Source organism: Sulfurimonas sp. (assembly GCF_047622445.1).
GTDB lineage: Bacteria > Campylobacterota > Campylobacteria > Campylobacterales > Sulfurimonadaceae > Sulfurimonas.
The window spans coordinates 1-17356 of record NZ_JBLHOE010000073.1; the positions used below are offsets into that span (position 1 = coordinate 1).

General features: G+C 31.6%; 18 protein-coding genes. 14 read left to right on the forward strand and 4 right to left on the reverse strand.

What is annotated here, in order from left to right; translation table 11 throughout:
• The 7 genes from ACI9TV_RS13660 to ACI9TV_RS13690 all read left to right on the forward strand — a co-directional run.
• Positions 1-1784, forward strand: a 1784-nt coding sequence (locus ACI9TV_RS13660) for a phenylalanine--tRNA ligase subunit beta (RefSeq protein WP_415251373.1), incomplete at its 5' end; no start/stop codon positions are given.
• Entirely contained in the window at positions 1781-3061 is a 1281-nt protein-coding gene (gene aroA / locus ACI9TV_RS13665) for a 3-phosphoshikimate 1-carboxyvinyltransferase (RefSeq protein ID WP_415251374.1), read from the forward strand. The genes ACI9TV_RS13660 and aroA, both read left to right, overlap by 4 nt.
• Before the next feature lie 34 nt (positions 3062-3095).
• Positions 3096-3926, forward strand: a complete 831-nt coding sequence (locus tag ACI9TV_RS13670) for a 4-hydroxy-3-methylbut-2-enyl diphosphate reductase (RefSeq protein WP_415251375.1) — start codon at positions 3096-3098, stop codon at positions 3924-3926.
• Positions 3927-4007: 81 nt separating this feature from the next.
• Positions 4008-5663: a 30S ribosomal protein S1 gene (locus tag ACI9TV_RS13675; RefSeq protein ID WP_415251376.1), complete on the forward strand. Its 1656-nt coding sequence runs from the start codon at positions 4008-4010 to the stop codon at positions 5661-5663.
• 6 nt (positions 5664-5669) lie between these two features.
• A complete protein-coding gene (locus tag ACI9TV_RS13680) occupies positions 5670-6149 on the forward strand; it encodes a hypothetical protein (RefSeq protein WP_415251377.1) in 480 nt (159 codons plus the stop codon).
• Positions 6149-7738 carry a phosphoglycerate dehydrogenase gene (gene serA / locus ACI9TV_RS13685; protein WP_415251378.1) on the forward strand — a complete coding sequence of 530 codons (1590 nt, stop codon included), beginning with the start codon at positions 6149-6151 and terminating at the stop codon, positions 7736-7738. The genes ACI9TV_RS13680 and serA overlap by 1 nt, the downstream gene beginning before the upstream one ends.
• Positions 7739-7942: 204 nt before the next feature.
• On the forward strand, positions 7943-8485 hold the full coding sequence (locus tag ACI9TV_RS13690) for a hypothetical protein (protein WP_415251379.1): 543 nt from the start codon (positions 7943-7945) through the stop codon (positions 8483-8485).
• Between the two features lie 16 nt (positions 8486-8501).
• Here ACI9TV_RS13690 and ACI9TV_RS13695 read toward each other — a convergent pair whose 3' ends face one another.
• On the reverse strand, positions 8502-9767 hold the full coding sequence (locus tag ACI9TV_RS13695; protein WP_415251380.1) for a diguanylate cyclase: 1266 nt from the start codon (positions 9765-9767) through the stop codon (positions 8502-8504).
• A 270-nt stretch (positions 9768-10037) separates the two neighbouring features.
• On the opposite strand from ACI9TV_RS13695, the gene ACI9TV_RS13700 reads away from it, so the two are divergent.
• The 6 genes from ACI9TV_RS13700 to ACI9TV_RS13725 all read left to right on the forward strand — a co-directional run bounded on the left by ACI9TV_RS13700 (position 10038) and on the right by ACI9TV_RS13725 (position 13910).
• Positions 10038-10481 (forward strand): DUF4395 domain-containing protein, encoded by a 444-nt coding sequence (locus ACI9TV_RS13700; protein WP_415251381.1) that lies wholly within the window; start codon positions 10038-10040, stop codon positions 10479-10481.
• Positions 10482-10496: 15 nt separating this feature from the next.
• On the forward strand, positions 10497-10817 hold the full coding sequence (locus tag ACI9TV_RS13705) for a hypothetical protein (protein WP_415251382.1): 321 nt from the start codon (positions 10497-10499) through the stop codon (positions 10815-10817).
• Entirely contained in the window at positions 10817-11428 is a 612-nt protein-coding gene (locus ACI9TV_RS13710; protein ID WP_415251383.1) for a type III pantothenate kinase, read from the forward strand. Before ACI9TV_RS13705 ends, ACI9TV_RS13710 begins: the two co-directional genes overlap by 1 nt.
• A 294-nt stretch (positions 11429-11722) precedes the next feature.
• A complete protein-coding gene (locus ACI9TV_RS13715; protein ID WP_415251384.1) occupies positions 11723-12541 on the forward strand; it encodes a metallophosphoesterase in 819 nt (272 codons plus the stop codon).
• A gap of 70 nt (positions 12542-12611) precedes the next feature.
• Entirely contained in the window at positions 12612-13226 is a 615-nt protein-coding gene (gene hisG, locus ACI9TV_RS13720; RefSeq protein WP_415251385.1) for an ATP phosphoribosyltransferase, read from the forward strand.
• Entirely contained in the window at positions 13227-13910 is a 684-nt protein-coding gene (locus ACI9TV_RS13725) for an SAM-dependent methyltransferase (RefSeq protein WP_415251386.1), read from the forward strand.
• A gap of 66 nt (positions 13911-13976) precedes the next feature.
• On the opposite strand, the gene amrB is transcribed toward ACI9TV_RS13725, so the two are convergent.
• Genes amrB through ACI9TV_RS13740 form a run of 3 tightly spaced genes read right to left on the reverse strand, consistent with a single transcriptional unit; the run spans position 13977 to position 17017 of the window.
• Positions 13977-15434 (reverse strand): AmmeMemoRadiSam system protein B, encoded by a 1458-nt coding sequence (amrB, locus tag ACI9TV_RS13730; RefSeq protein WP_415251387.1) that lies wholly within the window; start codon positions 15432-15434, stop codon positions 13977-13979.
• On the reverse strand, positions 15413-15817 hold the full coding sequence (locus ACI9TV_RS13735; RefSeq protein ID WP_415251388.1) for a DUF1566 domain-containing protein: 405 nt from the start codon (positions 15815-15817) through the stop codon (positions 15413-15415). The genes amrB and ACI9TV_RS13735 overlap by 22 nt, the downstream gene beginning before the upstream one ends.
• Positions 15818-17017, reverse strand: a complete 1200-nt coding sequence (locus ACI9TV_RS13740; RefSeq protein WP_415251389.1) for an amidohydrolase family protein — start codon at positions 17015-17017, stop codon at positions 15818-15820.
• A gap of 55 nt (positions 17018-17072) precedes the next feature.
• Here ACI9TV_RS13740 and ACI9TV_RS13745 point away from each other — a divergent pair.
• Positions 17073-17356 (forward strand): c-type cytochrome (locus ACI9TV_RS13745; RefSeq protein WP_415251390.1); only part of this gene is annotated, 284 nt, incomplete at its 3' end.

Genomic DNA, 17356 nt, shown 5'->3' on the forward strand with positions numbered 1-17356 from the left:
CATACGACAGACCTTTAAGAAAACATAAAAGAGAAGAAGATGAGGACAATAGAAAAGGGATAGGAAGATTACTCAGTCTACATCATGATAATGATCTAGATGTAAACCTTAACTATAAAGTGCTAGAATTAAAAAGCTTGGTACTTCCATTTTTAGTGAAGATTCGTCTTGCTCAAATTGATGAATCACGTACAACTGATATTGACTCACTTTTATTATATACTACACATACAAGTGGTGTAATTCTTCGTGCATATAATTATGGTTTCTTTTGTGAAGAGAATGCAGTTATAGCAACAGTGAATTTAATTGAAAACGACAATGGATTTGCTTGTATTTCTTCAGATAAAATTGCATCTACAATTGGTGTTAAACAGGATGATATATCAAGAGTCACATATGATGAGGGTACAATTTTATTAGAAGCAAGTTATATCCCACCAGATATTATTTCTAAAAAAATGTCTGTTAATAAATTAGAATCGGGGCCTTTTTATTATCGAACATCACGAGGAAGTGAGCCAGATTTGTGTTCTGGTATTTCAGATTGTTTAGAACTTATACAAGCAAATTCTGGTTCAGCAGTTTTTAGCGGAAGTATGGGAGTTGGGAAATTATACGATAATCGTATTATAAGCTTAAGAAAAAAAGATGTTGATGATACAGTTGGTGCAGATATCTCGAAGGTAGTTATAGGAAAAATTCTTAAAAACTTAGGTTTCGATACTTCTAAGTCTTCAGCTGACAACTTTGTAATATCCGTTCCAAGATACCGTCATGATATTGTGAATAAACAAGATATTATTGAAGAGATTGTTCGTATGGTAGGGATTGATAATATTCCTTCACGTGCATTTACTTTTACCGAAGAGAATAAATTAAAAGACGATTATTTCGAATATAAAAAACGAAGTATTTTCAGACACCGTGCTGCGGCAACAGGATTCTTTGAATCTGTTCATTTTGTTTTTGATGAGAAAAAAGTTTTAGAATCCTTTGGATTTGAGACAACAAAACCTGAACTTGAATTATTAAATCCTATTGTACAAACATTAGATACGTTGCGTTCTACATTGATGACAGGGCTTTTAAAAGCAGCTTCTTTAAATGTAAAGTCTGGATATGCACAGGTTAAACTTTTTGAAGTTGGATCTGTATTTAATGCCGATAGAGATGAGTCATTAAAGATAGCAATGCTTTTTTCTGGTAACAAAGAAAAAGAATCTCTTTCAAATTCTGGTAAACCAAGTAAGATAGACTTTGGAAGCTTTACTCAAAAAGTATCTGATGTTATTGGTCCATTTGAACTAAGAGAAACTACAACAGCACATACACTTTCACATATATATCAATGTGCGAATATTATTGTTAATGGTAAAATAATCGGTGAACTATTTCGTGTCCATCCAGAAGTTGAGAAAAAATATGATTTAGAAGATACATATGTGTGTGAAATAGATTTTGAAAAGATTCCATATGGTTTAAAAGTTGCTAAAAAATCTTCAAAATATCAGGCTTCAAATAGAGACTTGAGTATCATCATGCCTAAAAATATGAATTTTGAAAAAGTAAAAGATGTAATCAATTCTAATGCAAGTGCAGAACTTATAAATTTTTATCCAGTAGATAGATATTCTGATGAGAACTTAGGCAATGATGTAAGTTTATCTATACGTTTTATTCTTCAATCAGAAGAAAAAACATTAGAAGAAGAAGATATTACATCTGCTATGGATACAATACTTAATGCTTTAGAAAAAGAACTAGGTATAGGTCTTCGATGAGTAAAGTAGTCGTACACCCGTCTTCAGAGTTTTCTCTGAGTATTTCAAGTATCGCTCCAGATAAATCAATTTCGCATAGATCAGTTATGTTTTCAATGTTGGCATTTGGTGAGAGTGAAATAAGCAACTTCTTACGTGCAGAAGATACTTTAAACTCTTTAGAAATTGTGAAAAATCTTGGAGCAAAAGTTGTAGATGATGGTGTGACTATTAAGATAAGTTCTGAGGGTATACAAGAGCCATTTGAGATTCTTGATTGTGGAAATTCAGGAACAGGGATGCGACTTTTTTGTGGTCTTCTTAGTTCTGCAAATGGGCACTTTATTTTAACTGGAGATAAATATCTTCGTTCACGTCCTATGAAACGAGTTACACAGCCTTTGCGCGACATTGGTGCAATATTTGATGGAAGAGAAGATTGTAATCTAGCACCGCTTAGTATTCGCGGTTCTTCACTTAAATCTTTTGACTATAAATCCAAGATTGCATCTGCACAAGTGAAATCTTGCATGATTTTAGCAGCCTTGAGAGCTGATGGTATTTGTACATATATAGAACCAGAACTTTCTCGTGATCATACGGAGAGAATGTTAAAAGGTATGGGTGCTGGGATCAGTGTAGATGGACTTAAGACAACTATTGCGCCGATGAAAGATTTACTTAAACCTTTAATCATTCGTGTGCCATCAGACCCATCTTCCGCATTTTTCTTTGCAGTTGCAGCGGCTATAACACCAAATGCACAAGTTCTACTTGAAGGTGTGACTTTAAACGAAACTCGCATAGAAGCTTTTAAAGCTCTCGAGCGTATGGGTGCAAATATTTCTTATGAGCTTACTTCAGATAAATATGAGCCTATTGGAAATATTATGGTGAAGCAAGCACCATTAAAAGCTATAACTGTTGATGATAAAATCTCGTGGCTTATAGATGAACTTCCAGCACTCTCAATTGCTTTTGCCTGTGCAGAGGGAACTAGTATTATAAAAAATGCTGAAGAATTACGTGTAAAAGAATCAGATAGAATATCGACTGTAGTAGAAGGCTTAAACGCTTGCGGTATTACAACTACAGAATATAATGATGGTTATACAGTTACAGGTGGAACTTTAAAGAGTGCTGTTGTAGATAGTGATGGTGACCATAGAATTGCTATGAGTTTTATAATAGCAGGTATTAGGTGCGGAATGGAAGTGACAGATTTAGATTGTATTAATACTTCTTTTCCAAACTTTTTTGATTTACTTAAAGAAATTACAAATATAAAAATTTCTTAGTTTTAATGACTAGGAATTTATAAAGGAAGCTAATATGAAAATAGAACTTGCTGAGAATTATGGTTTTTGTTTTGGCGTGAAGCGTGCAATTAAAATTGCTGAAGAAAATCAAAATGCTTCTACATATGGTCCACTTATTCATAATTCTAAAGAGATAGCTCGTCTTGATAAAGATTTTAAAGTTGGTCTAGTAGATGACTTTACAACCTTTAAGGCTGGAGAAACAGCTATAGTAAGAACACATGGGATTCAAAAACAAGAGTTAGCGGCATTAAATGTGGCGGGTGTAAATGTGATTGATGCTACTTGTCCTTATGTAACCAAGCCACAAGAAATTGCCCAAGAGATGAGTGAAGCAGGATATAGTGTAATTATTTTTGGTGATGCAGAACATCCTGAAATAAAAGGTGTTGAATCTTATGCTACACATGGTGCAATTATAGTAAATAATGTATCTGATGTAGTTAATCTAAATCTTCGTGAGAAAATTGCTTTAATCGCTCAAACTACAAGAAAAGTTGAAGACTATATGGAAATAGCGAATTATCTTATTCCTCGCTGTAAAGAGGTAAGAGTGTTTAATACTATATGTCACGCAACTTTTGATAATCAAGATGCCATAAGAAAAATATCTAAAAAAGCAGATGTTATGCTTATTATTGGCGGTAAGAATTCATCAAATACAAAGCAGTTGTCTAGTATCTCTCATGATTATTGTGCTAATAGTCATCATATTGAAGACGAGAATGATTTAGATTTTGATTGGTTTAAAAATAAACAGTTCTGTGGAATTAGTGCTGGAGCCTCTACTCCTGATTGGATTATACAAAATGTTGTAAGTTCGATAGAGGAAAATGTTAATTAAGCAATATTTGTCTTAAATTAATATTAAAATAATCTATATTTAGGTATAATCACGAAATTTTTATGTAACAGAGGATAGGCAATGGCGTTCGATAACGAATTATTTGAAGAAGAAGAAAATTTTGCAGAGATGTTTGCAGCAACCGAGAAGAAACAAGAAACAAGCCGTATAGTAGAAGGTGAAGTTGTTGAGATTCAAGCAGATGAAAACAGAGCATTAGTTGGTGTTGGCGATAAACTTGAAGGTATTTTAAGTTTAGATGAGATTACTGTAGATGGTGAATTAACATTTAATGTTGGTGATAAAATCAATGTAATGGTAATGGGATACTATAATGAGCGTCCTAAGATATCATATAAGAAAGTTTTAGAGCAACAAAAAACTTTAGATTTTATAAATGCAAATAAAGAAGACTTTGAAGAATTAGTAATCGAAGGTATTATCACTAAGAAAAATCGTGGTGGTTATGTAGTAGAAGCTGATACAGTGGCATTCTTTATGCCACGTTCATTAGCTGCATTTAAAGATACTGACGAAGTTGTTGGTCGTAAAATTAAAGCACAAGTTGTTAAGATTGATGAAGCTGAAAGCTCAATCATTGTTTCTCGTAGAAAACTTTTCAACGAAGAAAGAAAAAAGAAAAAAGAGATTATTGATCAATTAATGGCAGAAGATGTTATTGTTGAAGGTACAATCAAAAAAATCACTTCTTACGGTATGTTCGTAGATGTTGGTGGTGTTGATGGTCTAGTTCACTATAATGAAATTTCTTACAAGGGACCGGTTAACCCATCTAAACTTTATAAAGAAGGTGACATAGTAACTGTTAAAGCTATCTCTTATGATAAAGACAAACGCCACCTATCTCTTTCAATTAAAGCTGTTCAACCAGATCCATGGGCTGAAGTTGAGTCAGAATTAGATGAAGGTGATACAATTACTGTAACTGTTTCTAATATTGAAGCATATGGTGTATTTGTTGACTTAGGAAATGATATCGAAGGTTTCTTACATATTTCAGAAATCACTTGGAACAAAAATGTTAAAAATCCTAATGATTATTTAACTGTTGGTGAAGAGATTGATGTAGAAGTTATTGAAATTAACTCAAAAACACATAAGCTAAGAGTTTCATTAAAAAGATTACTTCCAAAACCATTTGATGAGTTCTTGAAAAACTATAATGAAGGCGATATAGTAACTGGTACAGTTACTTCACTTACTGACTTTGGTGCATTTGTAAGAATTTCTGGTGTTGAAGGTCTTTTACATAATCAAGATATCTCTTGGGATAAAAATACTAAGTGTAAAGATGTACTTAAGTCTGGTGAAGAAGTTGAAGTTAAAATTGCTAAAATCAACTCTGAAGATCAAAAAATATCTTTAAATAGAAAAACTCTTTTAGAGTCTCCAATTGATAAATTTGCAACTACACATAAAGCAGATTCTGTTGTAACTGGTACTATCCGTGACATCAAAGATTTCGGTGTATTTGTTTCTTTAGAAGATGGTGTTGATGCACTAATTCGTGATGAAGATTTAACTCCACTTATAAAAGAAGAGTTAGAAGCTGGTCAAGAGATAGAAGCTGCTATTGCAGTAATTGATACTAAAAGAGATCGTATCCGTTTATCTGTAAAAAAACTTGACTACATAAAAAACCAAGCACTTCTTGAGGAAATCAATGACGATTCATCTCATTCTTTAGGCGATTTAATTAAAGATCAAATGAAGTAGTAAGTATTGCAAAAGGTACTAAAATGGTTTACTCCTCTCATCGGGATAGGAGTAGCTATTTTTATTGTCTTTTTTCTTATTTCTATAAATTCACAAGATGAGTTTATAGAATCAGAACCTTTAGTCTTACAAGATGAAGTAGTTCAAAAAAAACCAAAAAAAGTTTGGTTAAATCATTTTTCACAAACGCAAAGACTAGGGTATTTTTATCCGGTAAATGAAGTGTATGTTAAGATAGATTTAGATGAAAAAATAACTAAAGTCATTACATATAAGTTATCTGCACCTCTTTTAGATCCATATCAATTATTTTGTTTAAAAGAAGAACTGGGGCAGCATAAGTTAAAATATTTTCTTGAAAAATATAATACTAGAGTGGAATTACTTATTTTTTCTAAAAATATAGACAAACTAAATTCTTTAGTCAAAGTACTTAAAAATTATCAAATTACGGCAGTCATAGAGTCGTACAAAGAGGAATATTAATGAGCAAATTTACAGTAGTAGTATGTGACCATATCCATGAAGCTGGATTGAAAATGTTAGAAGATGATGTAAACATTAACTTTATAATGGCAGCAAATGAGCCAAAAGATAAGCTTGTAAGTGAAATTATTCCAACTGCAGATGTAGCGATTACTAGAAGTTCTACAGATGTTGATGCAAACTTTATAAAACATGCAACAAGTATGAAAGCAATTGTTCGTGCTGGTGTTGGTGTTGATAATGTAGATATTCCTGGATGTTCAAAAGAAGGTATCATTGTTATGAATGTACCAACTGCAAATACTATTGCAGCAGTGGAACTTACAATGGCACATATGCTTTCATGTATGAGAATGTTTCCATATTCACACAACCATCTTAAAAATGATAGAGTCTGGAAACGTGAAAAATGGTATGGTCATGAAATGAAAGGAAAAAAGCTTGGTGTTATCGGTTTTGGTAATATTGGAAGTCGTGTTGCTAAACGTGCTCTTGCTTTTGAGATGGATGTAGTAGCATTTGACCCATATATTCACCCATCAAAAGTTACTGACCTTGATATGACATATACGAAAGATTTTGCAGATATTTTAGCATGTGATATTATTACTATTCATACACCTAAAAACCAAGAAACTATTGGGATGATTGGTGAAGATGAGTTTGCACAGATGAAAAATGGCGTAGTTGTAATTAACTGTGCTCGTGGTGGACTTTATGATGAAGAAGCACTTTATAACAATTTAACTAATGGTAAAATTCGTTTTGCTGGTATTGATGTATTTAACAAAGAACCTGCTACGGATCATCCCTTACTTGATTTAGATAATGTATGTGTTTCTCCACACTTAGGTGCAAATACTTTTGAGTCTCAGTATAACATTGGTACGCAAGCAGCTACAAATGCCATAGAAGCAGCAAAGGGTATTTCGTTTGCACATGCAATGAACCTACCTATTGATGAATCAAAAATACCATCATTTGTAAAACCATTCTTAGAAATGGGACAAAAAATTGGTTTTCTTGAATCTCAAATGAATAAATCTCAAATTATAGCTATAAAAGTAAGTGGTCACGGCCCAATAGCTTCTTATGTTGATTCTCTTGCGACTTTTGTTGCAGTAGGAGCAATGAGCCAAAATAGCGGGGATACTATTAATTATGTTAATGCAGATTTTGTTGCAAAAGAAAAAGGTATCAAAATAGAATCAGAAGCGCTTGCTGATTCATCTGTATTTAAAAACTTAATTACTATTAAACTTACTACAGCAGAAGGAACTACCAGTATCTCTGCAACTATTTTTGATGATGGCGTAAAGCGTATTGTTGCTATTGATGGTTTTGACATTGAAGTAGCATTAAAGGGCGATATGATTCTTTTCAAAAATAGTGACGTTCCAGGTGTTATTGGTCAAATAGGAACAATTTTAGCAGCTAACAATGTAAATATTGCAGATTTTTCTCTTGCAAGAAATAGTGAAGCAGAGGCCTTATCTGTTATATTAATTGATAATGCGGTTAATGATGCAACACTTGCTGAACTAGCATCTCTTGAAGCATGTTTAAATGTAAGCTACGTAAAAATTTAAATTTGATAAAACACTCTTAGAGTCATCTAGGAGTGTTTAGCCTCTTTCTTTACCTCGATTTTCTCCACTTATATATATTTACAAAATTATTAGAAATTAAAATTAAGAAAGTTAATAATAAAATTATGTTATTATTATTATTATAAATAAATAAGAGGGATCATCATTTTTAAAATATTTTTACTAATTTTATTTAAAGTATCATTGTTTGGAGTTTCTTTCGGCAAATATGAATTTAAATTTCATGGACATTTTTGTGGTGATAATATTCCTAATGTTCAGGCTAATAGTAGAGATGAAGAATCTAGGCTTTTAAAAAAAATAGAACCTATAGATATCATAGATAAAGCCTGTAAAAAACACGACTTATGTTATCTTCAAAGAGGTGATGAAAGCGTTAGCTGTGATGAAGAACTTGTTTTGGATATGAAAAATATGCATGATAATTTAGCAAGTGAGGATTGTCGTAGATTTTCTCATTCTATAATTTATTATTTTAAAATTAGAAATGATAATAGTTTTACGCTATTAAATAATCATGGTTCTCTTAAGGATAAAGCAATAAAATTCCCATCAACAACTTTTAGAAATATGATGAATACAGCTTCTTTTTCAAAGGTCACTGCTGTTAATTACGGTCTTTCAAAACCATATGGTTATATTTTTGATTCTAAAAATAACAGCGAAAGAAAAAAGGAAGTACTGCAAATATTTCCACCACGCTATAAAAAATGTATGCTAGAATAACTTTTATTTCATATAGTTAGTCTATTGGATTTTCTTTTACTGTAATTTGGTTTCTGCCATTTTCTTTAGAATGGTATAAAGCATCATCAGAGAGTTTAATCATATCATCTAAGGAATTAGGCATTCCATAGGCAATTCCAAATGATACAGTATATTTTATCTTCGTGTCATTAACATTTATAATGTTATCTTCAAATTTTTGTTTAATTTTCTCAAATAATTTTTTTGTATCTTCTAAGCTTATGTCTTCTAATAATATACAGAACTCTTCTCCACCAAATCGTGCCATTAAGTCAGATGATCTTAAAGTAGCATCAAGTATTCTTTTGACTTCTTTAATAGCTATATCACCAATATCATGACCGTAGGTGTCATTTATATTTTTAAACTTATCTATGTCTAACATTGCTATAGCAATTGAGCTTTTCTTTCTTTTTGCCTTTAAAAATATTGCATTACCACTGTTGAAAAAATAACGTCTGTTGTAAGCACCTGTCATATAATCTTTATTTGCTATATCTCTAATTTGTTTAAAAAGATCAAATAGTTCTAGCATTGCATTTATTTTAGCAATGATTTCACTTGCGATAAAATCTTTGTTCATAAAATCATTAGCACCAAATGTTAAAAAATCATCTATAAGATTTTTATTATTTAATGAACTAATAGCAAGTATTCCAAGAGTATCTTTATTGTACATCTCTCTAATTTTAATAGTTAAATCTAAGCCATTCATTTGAGGCATTTCATAATCTGTTATAACAATAGAAATCTCTACTTTTGTATCTTTTAAAATATCTAAAGCATCATAAGCATTTCCTGTTTCGATGACGTTTAAGTTCATTTTTTCAAGAATTTTTCGAAGAGATTTCCTAGATACTGGTGAATCATCTACGATTAACACTGTCTTATTTTTATTTTCTAAAGTACTTAACACTGCTTTAATAGCTAAATCTATACTTGAAGGTTTGTTTTTTAAGATATAACTTATAATATGTTTATTTTGTATTTTTTCTCTAATTTTTTGATTGAGTGTACCAGTTAATACGATAGTTGGAAGATTATTAGCTGTTGCTAAGGATATGATTTCTCCATTTGGAGCATCTGGAAGACTCACATCAAGAAGTGCTACATCAATCTCTTTATTGTGACGTCTTATAATTTTCATTGCATCAATATAATTTTCTGCATATATAGTTTCAATATCTTGATATTGAGAAAATTTAAGCTTGAACACATTTAGTATTGTTTTGCTGTCGTCAACAATAAGTACTTTTTTCATTAGTTATAACCTTATTATATTTACTAAGAATTTTAGAATTCTAAACAAGTTATATAGTACAGTAGATAAAATAAAAATAGTCTTTAAATATCAAATAATCATTATTATTCAATAAAACATTCTAAAGAACATATTACATCGATATAAATGTAATTGCTTATGTGATAGAAGAATTTTTAAAATAAGAAAGTTTAATAATGAAAATTTAAGGAAATAAGACTAGAATCACATTATAATTTTATATCAGTTTACATCAAGGTCTTTACATTTATGTCATATTCATGCCCACTCAATTTTGTTCAAGTTGATTCTAATGCTTCAAGATTAAGTTCTTTGCTTGTAGCAGCACTTGTAATCATTTATTTACTGACTTCAATTGAATATATTTTATATTTTTTAATTTTGGATTTTTCTCTTAAACTTTTTGTTAATAGAGAATACTCTCTTGTAACTAGTGTTTCACATACTTTACGTAAATATTTTAAAATGCAAGAGAAGTTTACAGATGGTGGTGCAAAAAAATTAGCTGGAATTTTTGGTCTTATTTTTGTTTCACTTTTAGTTATTATGTATTTTTTACAATTACCTACTTTTACTTATGTGGTAGCTATTATTTTTTTATCATGTTCTCTTTTGGATGTTTTTATAAATTATTGTTTAGGTTGTCAGATTTATTATCTTATTAAAAAACTATATCCATCATTTATGAGTTAGGAGTGTCCTATAGATATGCAAATACTAGTCGATTCTCTTCGTGAAAAAGGGAAAATTTATAAAAAAATGCAAGAAGTAGTTCCAAAAGAGTTAGGCATTAGAAATAAAATTAAAATCTATAAAGCAACAGATATGACAGGTTATTTCACAGCTATTATCGCTGTGAGTCAAAAAAGTAGAGTACTCATGAAAGATGTACGTAAATATGAAGAAATATATTCTAAGCTTACTGTGCATTTTGATCATAACTTTAAACATAAGCTTATTTTCATTGATGCACCTTTATGTTCTAAAGCAAAAGAAGCCTTCAAAACTCAAGGCTGGAAAATTCAGTAATGTTTCTTTGTGACATTGGCAATACTTCATACCATTTCCTCCATAAAAACCTAGACTATAAAGAGAGTGTAGAAACTTTTAATCCCCAAACAATTCAAGAAAAAATTTATTATATCTGTGTGAATCCAAATATTATAAAAGTTTTAGCAGAATTAGATAATTGGATAGACTTGGCGCAGTATACGGATATGAAGAATTATTATGAGACTATGGGTATAGATAGAATTGTCGCTTGTGAAGCAATAAGTGATGGTGTTATCGTTGATGCTGGAAGTGCAATAACTGTTGACCTAGTGAAAAGTGGCGTATTTCAAGGTGGCTTTATTTATCCTGGGAGTAGGGCTATGGGTAAAGCATATTCAAATATATCACCAGCATTAGAGTATGAGTTTAACTATCAGTTAGACCTGCAAAGCTTACCTAAAAACTCCAGGGATGCTATAAGTTATGGTTACTTGAAAATGCTTCATACTGAAGTTGTATCACAAAATGAATCTATATATCTTATAGGTGGTGACGCGCATAAACTTTTACATATTTTTCCCAATGCAGAGATAAATCAAAATCTCATCTTTGATGGAATGAAAAAGATTTTAAAGCAGGTAAATTAATTGAAATCATATATATTTTTTGTAGCTGTTCTGGGAGTTTTTTCCTTACTAAATTTATACATATCAAAGCGTTTAATCCATAAACTTGATCTAAAACAAAAGACTAGAAATTTTCTTCGCTTATTTTTACTATTTAACTTTTTTGGAATTATTGCTTATGTATTGGGACGCTACGTAATTGAGTATCCTAGTTGGTTATATTTTATAGTTTCTCTTCCTATTGGAGTCTTGTTTTTATTTTTTTGTACGGCTATTTTTTATGATATATCTTTAGTATTTGTAAATAGACTACCTATGTCTCAGACTAGAAGAGGTTTCTTTAAAAAATCACTTGACATCTCATCTTTGGCAGTTGCATCTACTTTGAGTGTCAAGGCTATTTATGAGGCTACATTTGTAGAACATGAGATTGTAAATATTAAAATCAAAAATCTAGACAAAGCATATACAATTGTTCAATTAAGTGACATACATATAGGTGGTCTTATTGACGCGGCATTTATTGAAAAGATTATTAATAGAGTTAATGCAATGAATGCTGATATAGTTGTTATAACTGGTGATTTAGTAGATATAAAATTAGAAAAAGCAAATGCTATACTAGATTTATTTAAAGGTTTAGCCTCTGAGTATGGTACCTTTTTCATTATTGGTAATCATGAGTACTTTCATGGTGCGTATGAAATAATGCAAAAAGTGAAATCACTTGGTATTAGAGTTCTAGAAAATGAAAATATATATATTGGTGAAGATGGACGTGGTTTTAATTTAGCAGGTGTATATGATGTGATGGGATATAGAACAAAGACTTTTATTCCAGATTTGAATAAAGCACTTAAAGATAAAAAAGAGGGGCCAACTGTTTTATTGGCACATCAACCTCGTTATATAGAAGAAGTGACATCTGGTGTAGACCTAATGCTTAGCGGACATACACATGGTGGACAAATTTACCCTTTTAGGTTTTTAGTTAAAATCGTACAACCTTACATTAGTGGATTACATCAGCATAATAAAGAGCTACAAATCTACGTAAATAAGGGTACCGGATTTTGGGGCCCACCTATGCGTTTAGGTGCAAGTGCTGAAATCACAGAGATTAGATTGTCATAAATAGAACTTTGAGCTATATTTAGATAAAATGGCGAAAATAATTACTATATACCTAAATAGGACACAATAGATGTTAACAGTTGCACTTCCAAAAGGTCGTATCGCTAAAGATACACTTGAAATTTTTGGTCAAATCTTTGGTGATGAATTCAAGTTTGATGATAGAAAACTTATTTTAGAAACTCCAGATTTTACTTTTTTACTTGTTAGAAACCAAGATGTTGCTACATACGTCTTCCACCAGGCAGCAGATATTGGTGTAGTCGGGCTTGATACGCTAGAAGAACAAGGTCTTGACGTTATTCGTTTACTTGACCTTAAAAAGGGTGTGTGTAAAGTTTCCATCGGTATGAAAAATGGTGAAGTACTTGATTTAAACAAGCCTGATTTAAAAGTTGCATCAAAGATGGTAAACATTACAAAGCGTTACTTTGAAGAGAAGGCTGTATCTGTTGAGATTATTAAGCTTTATGGTTCTATTGAACTTGCTCCTCTTATTGGTTTAGCTGACATGATTGTTGATGTGGTTGAAACTGGTGCTACAATGAAGCAAAATGGTTTAAGTGTTGTCGAAGACATTATGACATCATCAACATACCTTATTGCAAATAAGAATTCTTATATTGCGAAAAAAGATGAAGTACTAGATATTTATGAAAAAATTAATGGAATAATTAACAAATAAATGACAAACTTAGATTTATATGCTAAAGCAGAGCATCTTTTAGGGATAGAAGATGCGACAGAAGCTCTTTATGACCTTTATCGCTCAGAACTAGATGATTATGATGTGAAAACACTTTTAGATGTAGGTTGTGGTCGTGGTGGCTTTATGCAACGTCTTATAAGTGATGGTGTTGTTTGTAAAGGTACAGACTTAAGTAAAGTGATGGTTGATGAGTGTCTTCAACTAGGTCTTGATGCTGAGTGTAAAGATGTCGCTGAAGTAGAGGGTACATACGATGCTGTTGTAAGTATTTTTGATGTTTTAAACTTTATGGATAAGGATGCGCTTATTCAGTTTTTAGATGCTATTGCTACAAAACTTAATGATGATGGTATCTTTATAGCAGATATCAATACTCGTTATGGTTTTTCAGATGTAGCTGAAGGAACTATGACTTCGGAGAATGAGCAAGAGTTTTTAAGCGTAGATGCTCAGTTTGAAAATGATGAATTATATACAAAGTTTACAATTTTTGATAAAAATGAAGATGGAACTTTTACAAAGTACCAAGATACAATTGTTCAGTACTTTCATAAGATGAAGATATTTCAAAAACTAGATGGATTAAAGTTAGTAGAGAAACAAACTTTTTCTCTTTATGATACAGAAGATAAAACACTTTTAATTTTCAAGAAAAAATAGAAATAATTTTAAAACCGCTAACTTAAATGCTATATGTAACAGCTGCTTAGGCTGTTACATAAATTCTTATTTTTCTCCAAAAACGATAGCTTCATAGATAAATATTTCTGTATTATTTGTATCATAGTTCTTTATACCAGCTTTTTCTACAGCACAACTTCGTACAAACTCTTCTTTATTCCAGTTCATCTGTGTGGCTACATGGGGCAGGTATGTTCCATGTAGTGAGCCTTTTTGAATATATATTCCATGTTTACCTAGTATAATTTCATCTAATGAGTGTATCTTTTTACGTGGGGTTAAAACAGAAACTTCTATGTTAATACTTTTGAGTTCTGATTGTTTTACTTTTGTAAATCGCGTATCTTGTTGTGCTGCTGCTATAGCCATATCTACAACGACGCTATAGAGTGCTTGGTTTGGCTCAAATCTACCAATACAGCCTCTTAGGCTTGTATCTTTATAGAGTGTAACAAAGGCACCTAGCTTTTCTTTGAGTTTTGGATAAAGTTTACTCTCATCAATGGAGATTCTTTTATTATTGACAGTAGCTTCATGGAGTGAGAGTTTGGCAATTTCAAGGAGTTGTTTTTTTTCTTCTAGAGATAAAAATGATTTTTGTTTTTCCTCATAAATTCGTATACTTCCATAACCTACAACCCTTTTTTTGTCGCCATATTGTGTATCTCCAGAGTTAATGTACTGAAGAAGCTCATAATTGTAGGCGTTACTTTGTGTAAGGTACATAAGTGTTAAAATTGAACTCCATCCACATGCTGATGTATGAAAATCATTTATACCAAGTGAGTCATTTTTATTTAGTGTTAGCATGAATTTTTGTGTATCATTTGAAGTGATAGCGTTTAAGGTGTCCATATCAACTATATTTGCTTCTTCGTAACTTGGATAATGTGAAAGATCTGTACTAATTATGAAAAGGTTGTCTTGGGTAAAATAAGGTTCTAAAACTTTAGATATCGCTTGAATTGTTTGAACATTTGACGTAGCCATTATAACAGGGACTATTTGCAAGTCGTCTTTATATATAGTCTGTAAAAATGGAAGCTGTACTTCGAGGGTATGTTCTTTTGTATGGGCATCTTTATAATAGGAAAAAAGTGATTTATTTTGCAAAAGCTTGGAGACTATCTCTTGATTTACTTTAACTACACCTAATGGGGTTTGATAATTACCAATATTGTAAATAGAAGCAGCGTTTACATTTATATGATGGCTTGAGCCAATAAGAAAAATATTTTTGTATTTTTTGTGGAGTGTTTTGTAGCTAAGTGCTGCTGTTGAAGCAGAATAAACATAACCAGCATGTGGAACTATCAGTGCACGTATATTTTGTGTATCAAACTCTTTAGTATTTTGTAAAAGTGAAGAGAGTTGCGAAGAGAGTTCAGTTTTATCCTTAGAATAAAAAGAACCGGATACCGCACATCCTCGTGTATTTGCATGTAAGTTTTGCATAAATATAACAGTTAAAAAAGCGAATGCTATTTTATGTGTTGTACACATCTTACATTTTTACTGTAACGCTCGGAAGCTGTCTCAGTTGTGCCTTTTTTAAAGTCAACTATCCATAATGAATCTGTTCTGTATACAAATGGAGTTGATGACCAGAACTCATCAGATTCTGGATTTTTAAAGCCATTAAGCATAGCAGGGTTATGGTTTCTATAATCTATTATTGTTTGAAGTTCTCTTAGAGTTGGAACTCTGAAATCAGAGTACTCGCCAAGTTTTAAGTTGCTACAGTAACTTTGCGCTTGAGCGAAAGTGTAGTCACTCTTTCTTACATCCTTATTATCTTGCCACATTAAAGATGTACCTGAATCAAATGTTACATCTACAGCATATAATGATCCTATCGCGCTAAGAGTTAATAGTAGTTTTTTCATTTATAGTCCTTTTATTGTACTTACTTCGCCGTGTAATATTTCACCATTATAAAGTGATTGAACATTGTTTATTATCTGTGTAGTATTTGGGTTAAACAAAACAAGTTCCGCTTTTTGACCAGTGTCAATACGTCCTTTCTCTAAACCAATACTTTTAGCAGGGTTACTAACACAAAGCTCTATAAGTTTACTAAAACTTATAATACCATTAGAAACAAGTTTTGTAAAGTAAAGTGGCAATGCAACACTAATTGCTTCACAACCATAAGCTGCATCATAAAAAGCTACTTCTTTGTTTAGGGGTGAAGAAGGTTGGTGAAGTGTAGTTAAACAATCGATTTGCGAGTTTTTAAGGGCATCTATGAGTAGGAGCATATCGCTATGAGTAGCAAGCGGTGGGTCTAGTTTCGCTGTTGTGTTAAAATCTATACATTCTTGGTCTGATTTTAGCAGATGGTGAACTGATACTTCACAGGTAACCTCTACACCATCTTTCTTAGCTTTGTTAATTAAAGATATAGATCGAGGTGATGCGATGGATTTAAAAAGAATTTTAATTTTAAAATGCCTAGCAATCTCAATCATACGTGATACATGAAGTACTTCACTAAGATCTGGAATACCTGCGAGACCTAGTTGAGAGCTTATATCTCCATCGAGCATTACACCAGAACTTATAAGAGAGTTGTCTTCTGCTTTACAAAAGAGTGTCACTTTATTCATTTTGGCATATTCTGCAATTTTTATCGCTGTGTCATTTTTTGCTATGGTACTCATAAAAGGAGCAACAACTCCTTTTTTTAGAAGTATAGCGATGTCACTAAGTGTTGCATCTTCTTTAAGGGAGTTGAGCATCAAATCAACTTTGGCACCTTTTAAATCTCCCAAAGCATTTTGAGCGTATTCTAAAACTATTTCGTTATCTATAGCAGGAGTAGAGTCCGGATTTAAAATAATATGCCCAATACCACCAAGTATAGCTTCATCTGAAATAGTTTTAATATTTTTGGCATTAAGCGTAGAATCTTGAAGTCGTATATTTGTATCTACTAGTGAAGGTAAGAGGTAAAAGCCTTTAGCGTCGAGTACTTTACCATCATTTAAGTGAGTAGCAATTTCAGTAATGACACCATTCTCAACACGAACATCTACTTTTCTTTCCCCACTAACATCACACACTATTGCATTTTGTATAATCATTGTTTTAGACCACCTTGGATATAATCCGAGTATTATAAATCATTAAGGCTTAGAATTGCGTTTTATTTTGATATTTTTATTTATTTTGTCATTTCTTGAGGCAAAGACGCCGTATGAAAAGGGTCAGGAACTTTATCTTGCAAAGGTATGTTACTCTTGTCATGGGCACAAACTTGAGGGTATGAATAATTTCCCTCGCTTAGCTAACCGTGCAAAAGGTTACATGGCATATAAACTAAAAAGATTTCGTTCTAAAAAGGCAGATTCACAAGCACAAGAGATGATGATTACATATTCTGTGGGTTTGAGTGATGAAGATATAGAAAACTTAACTAGTTA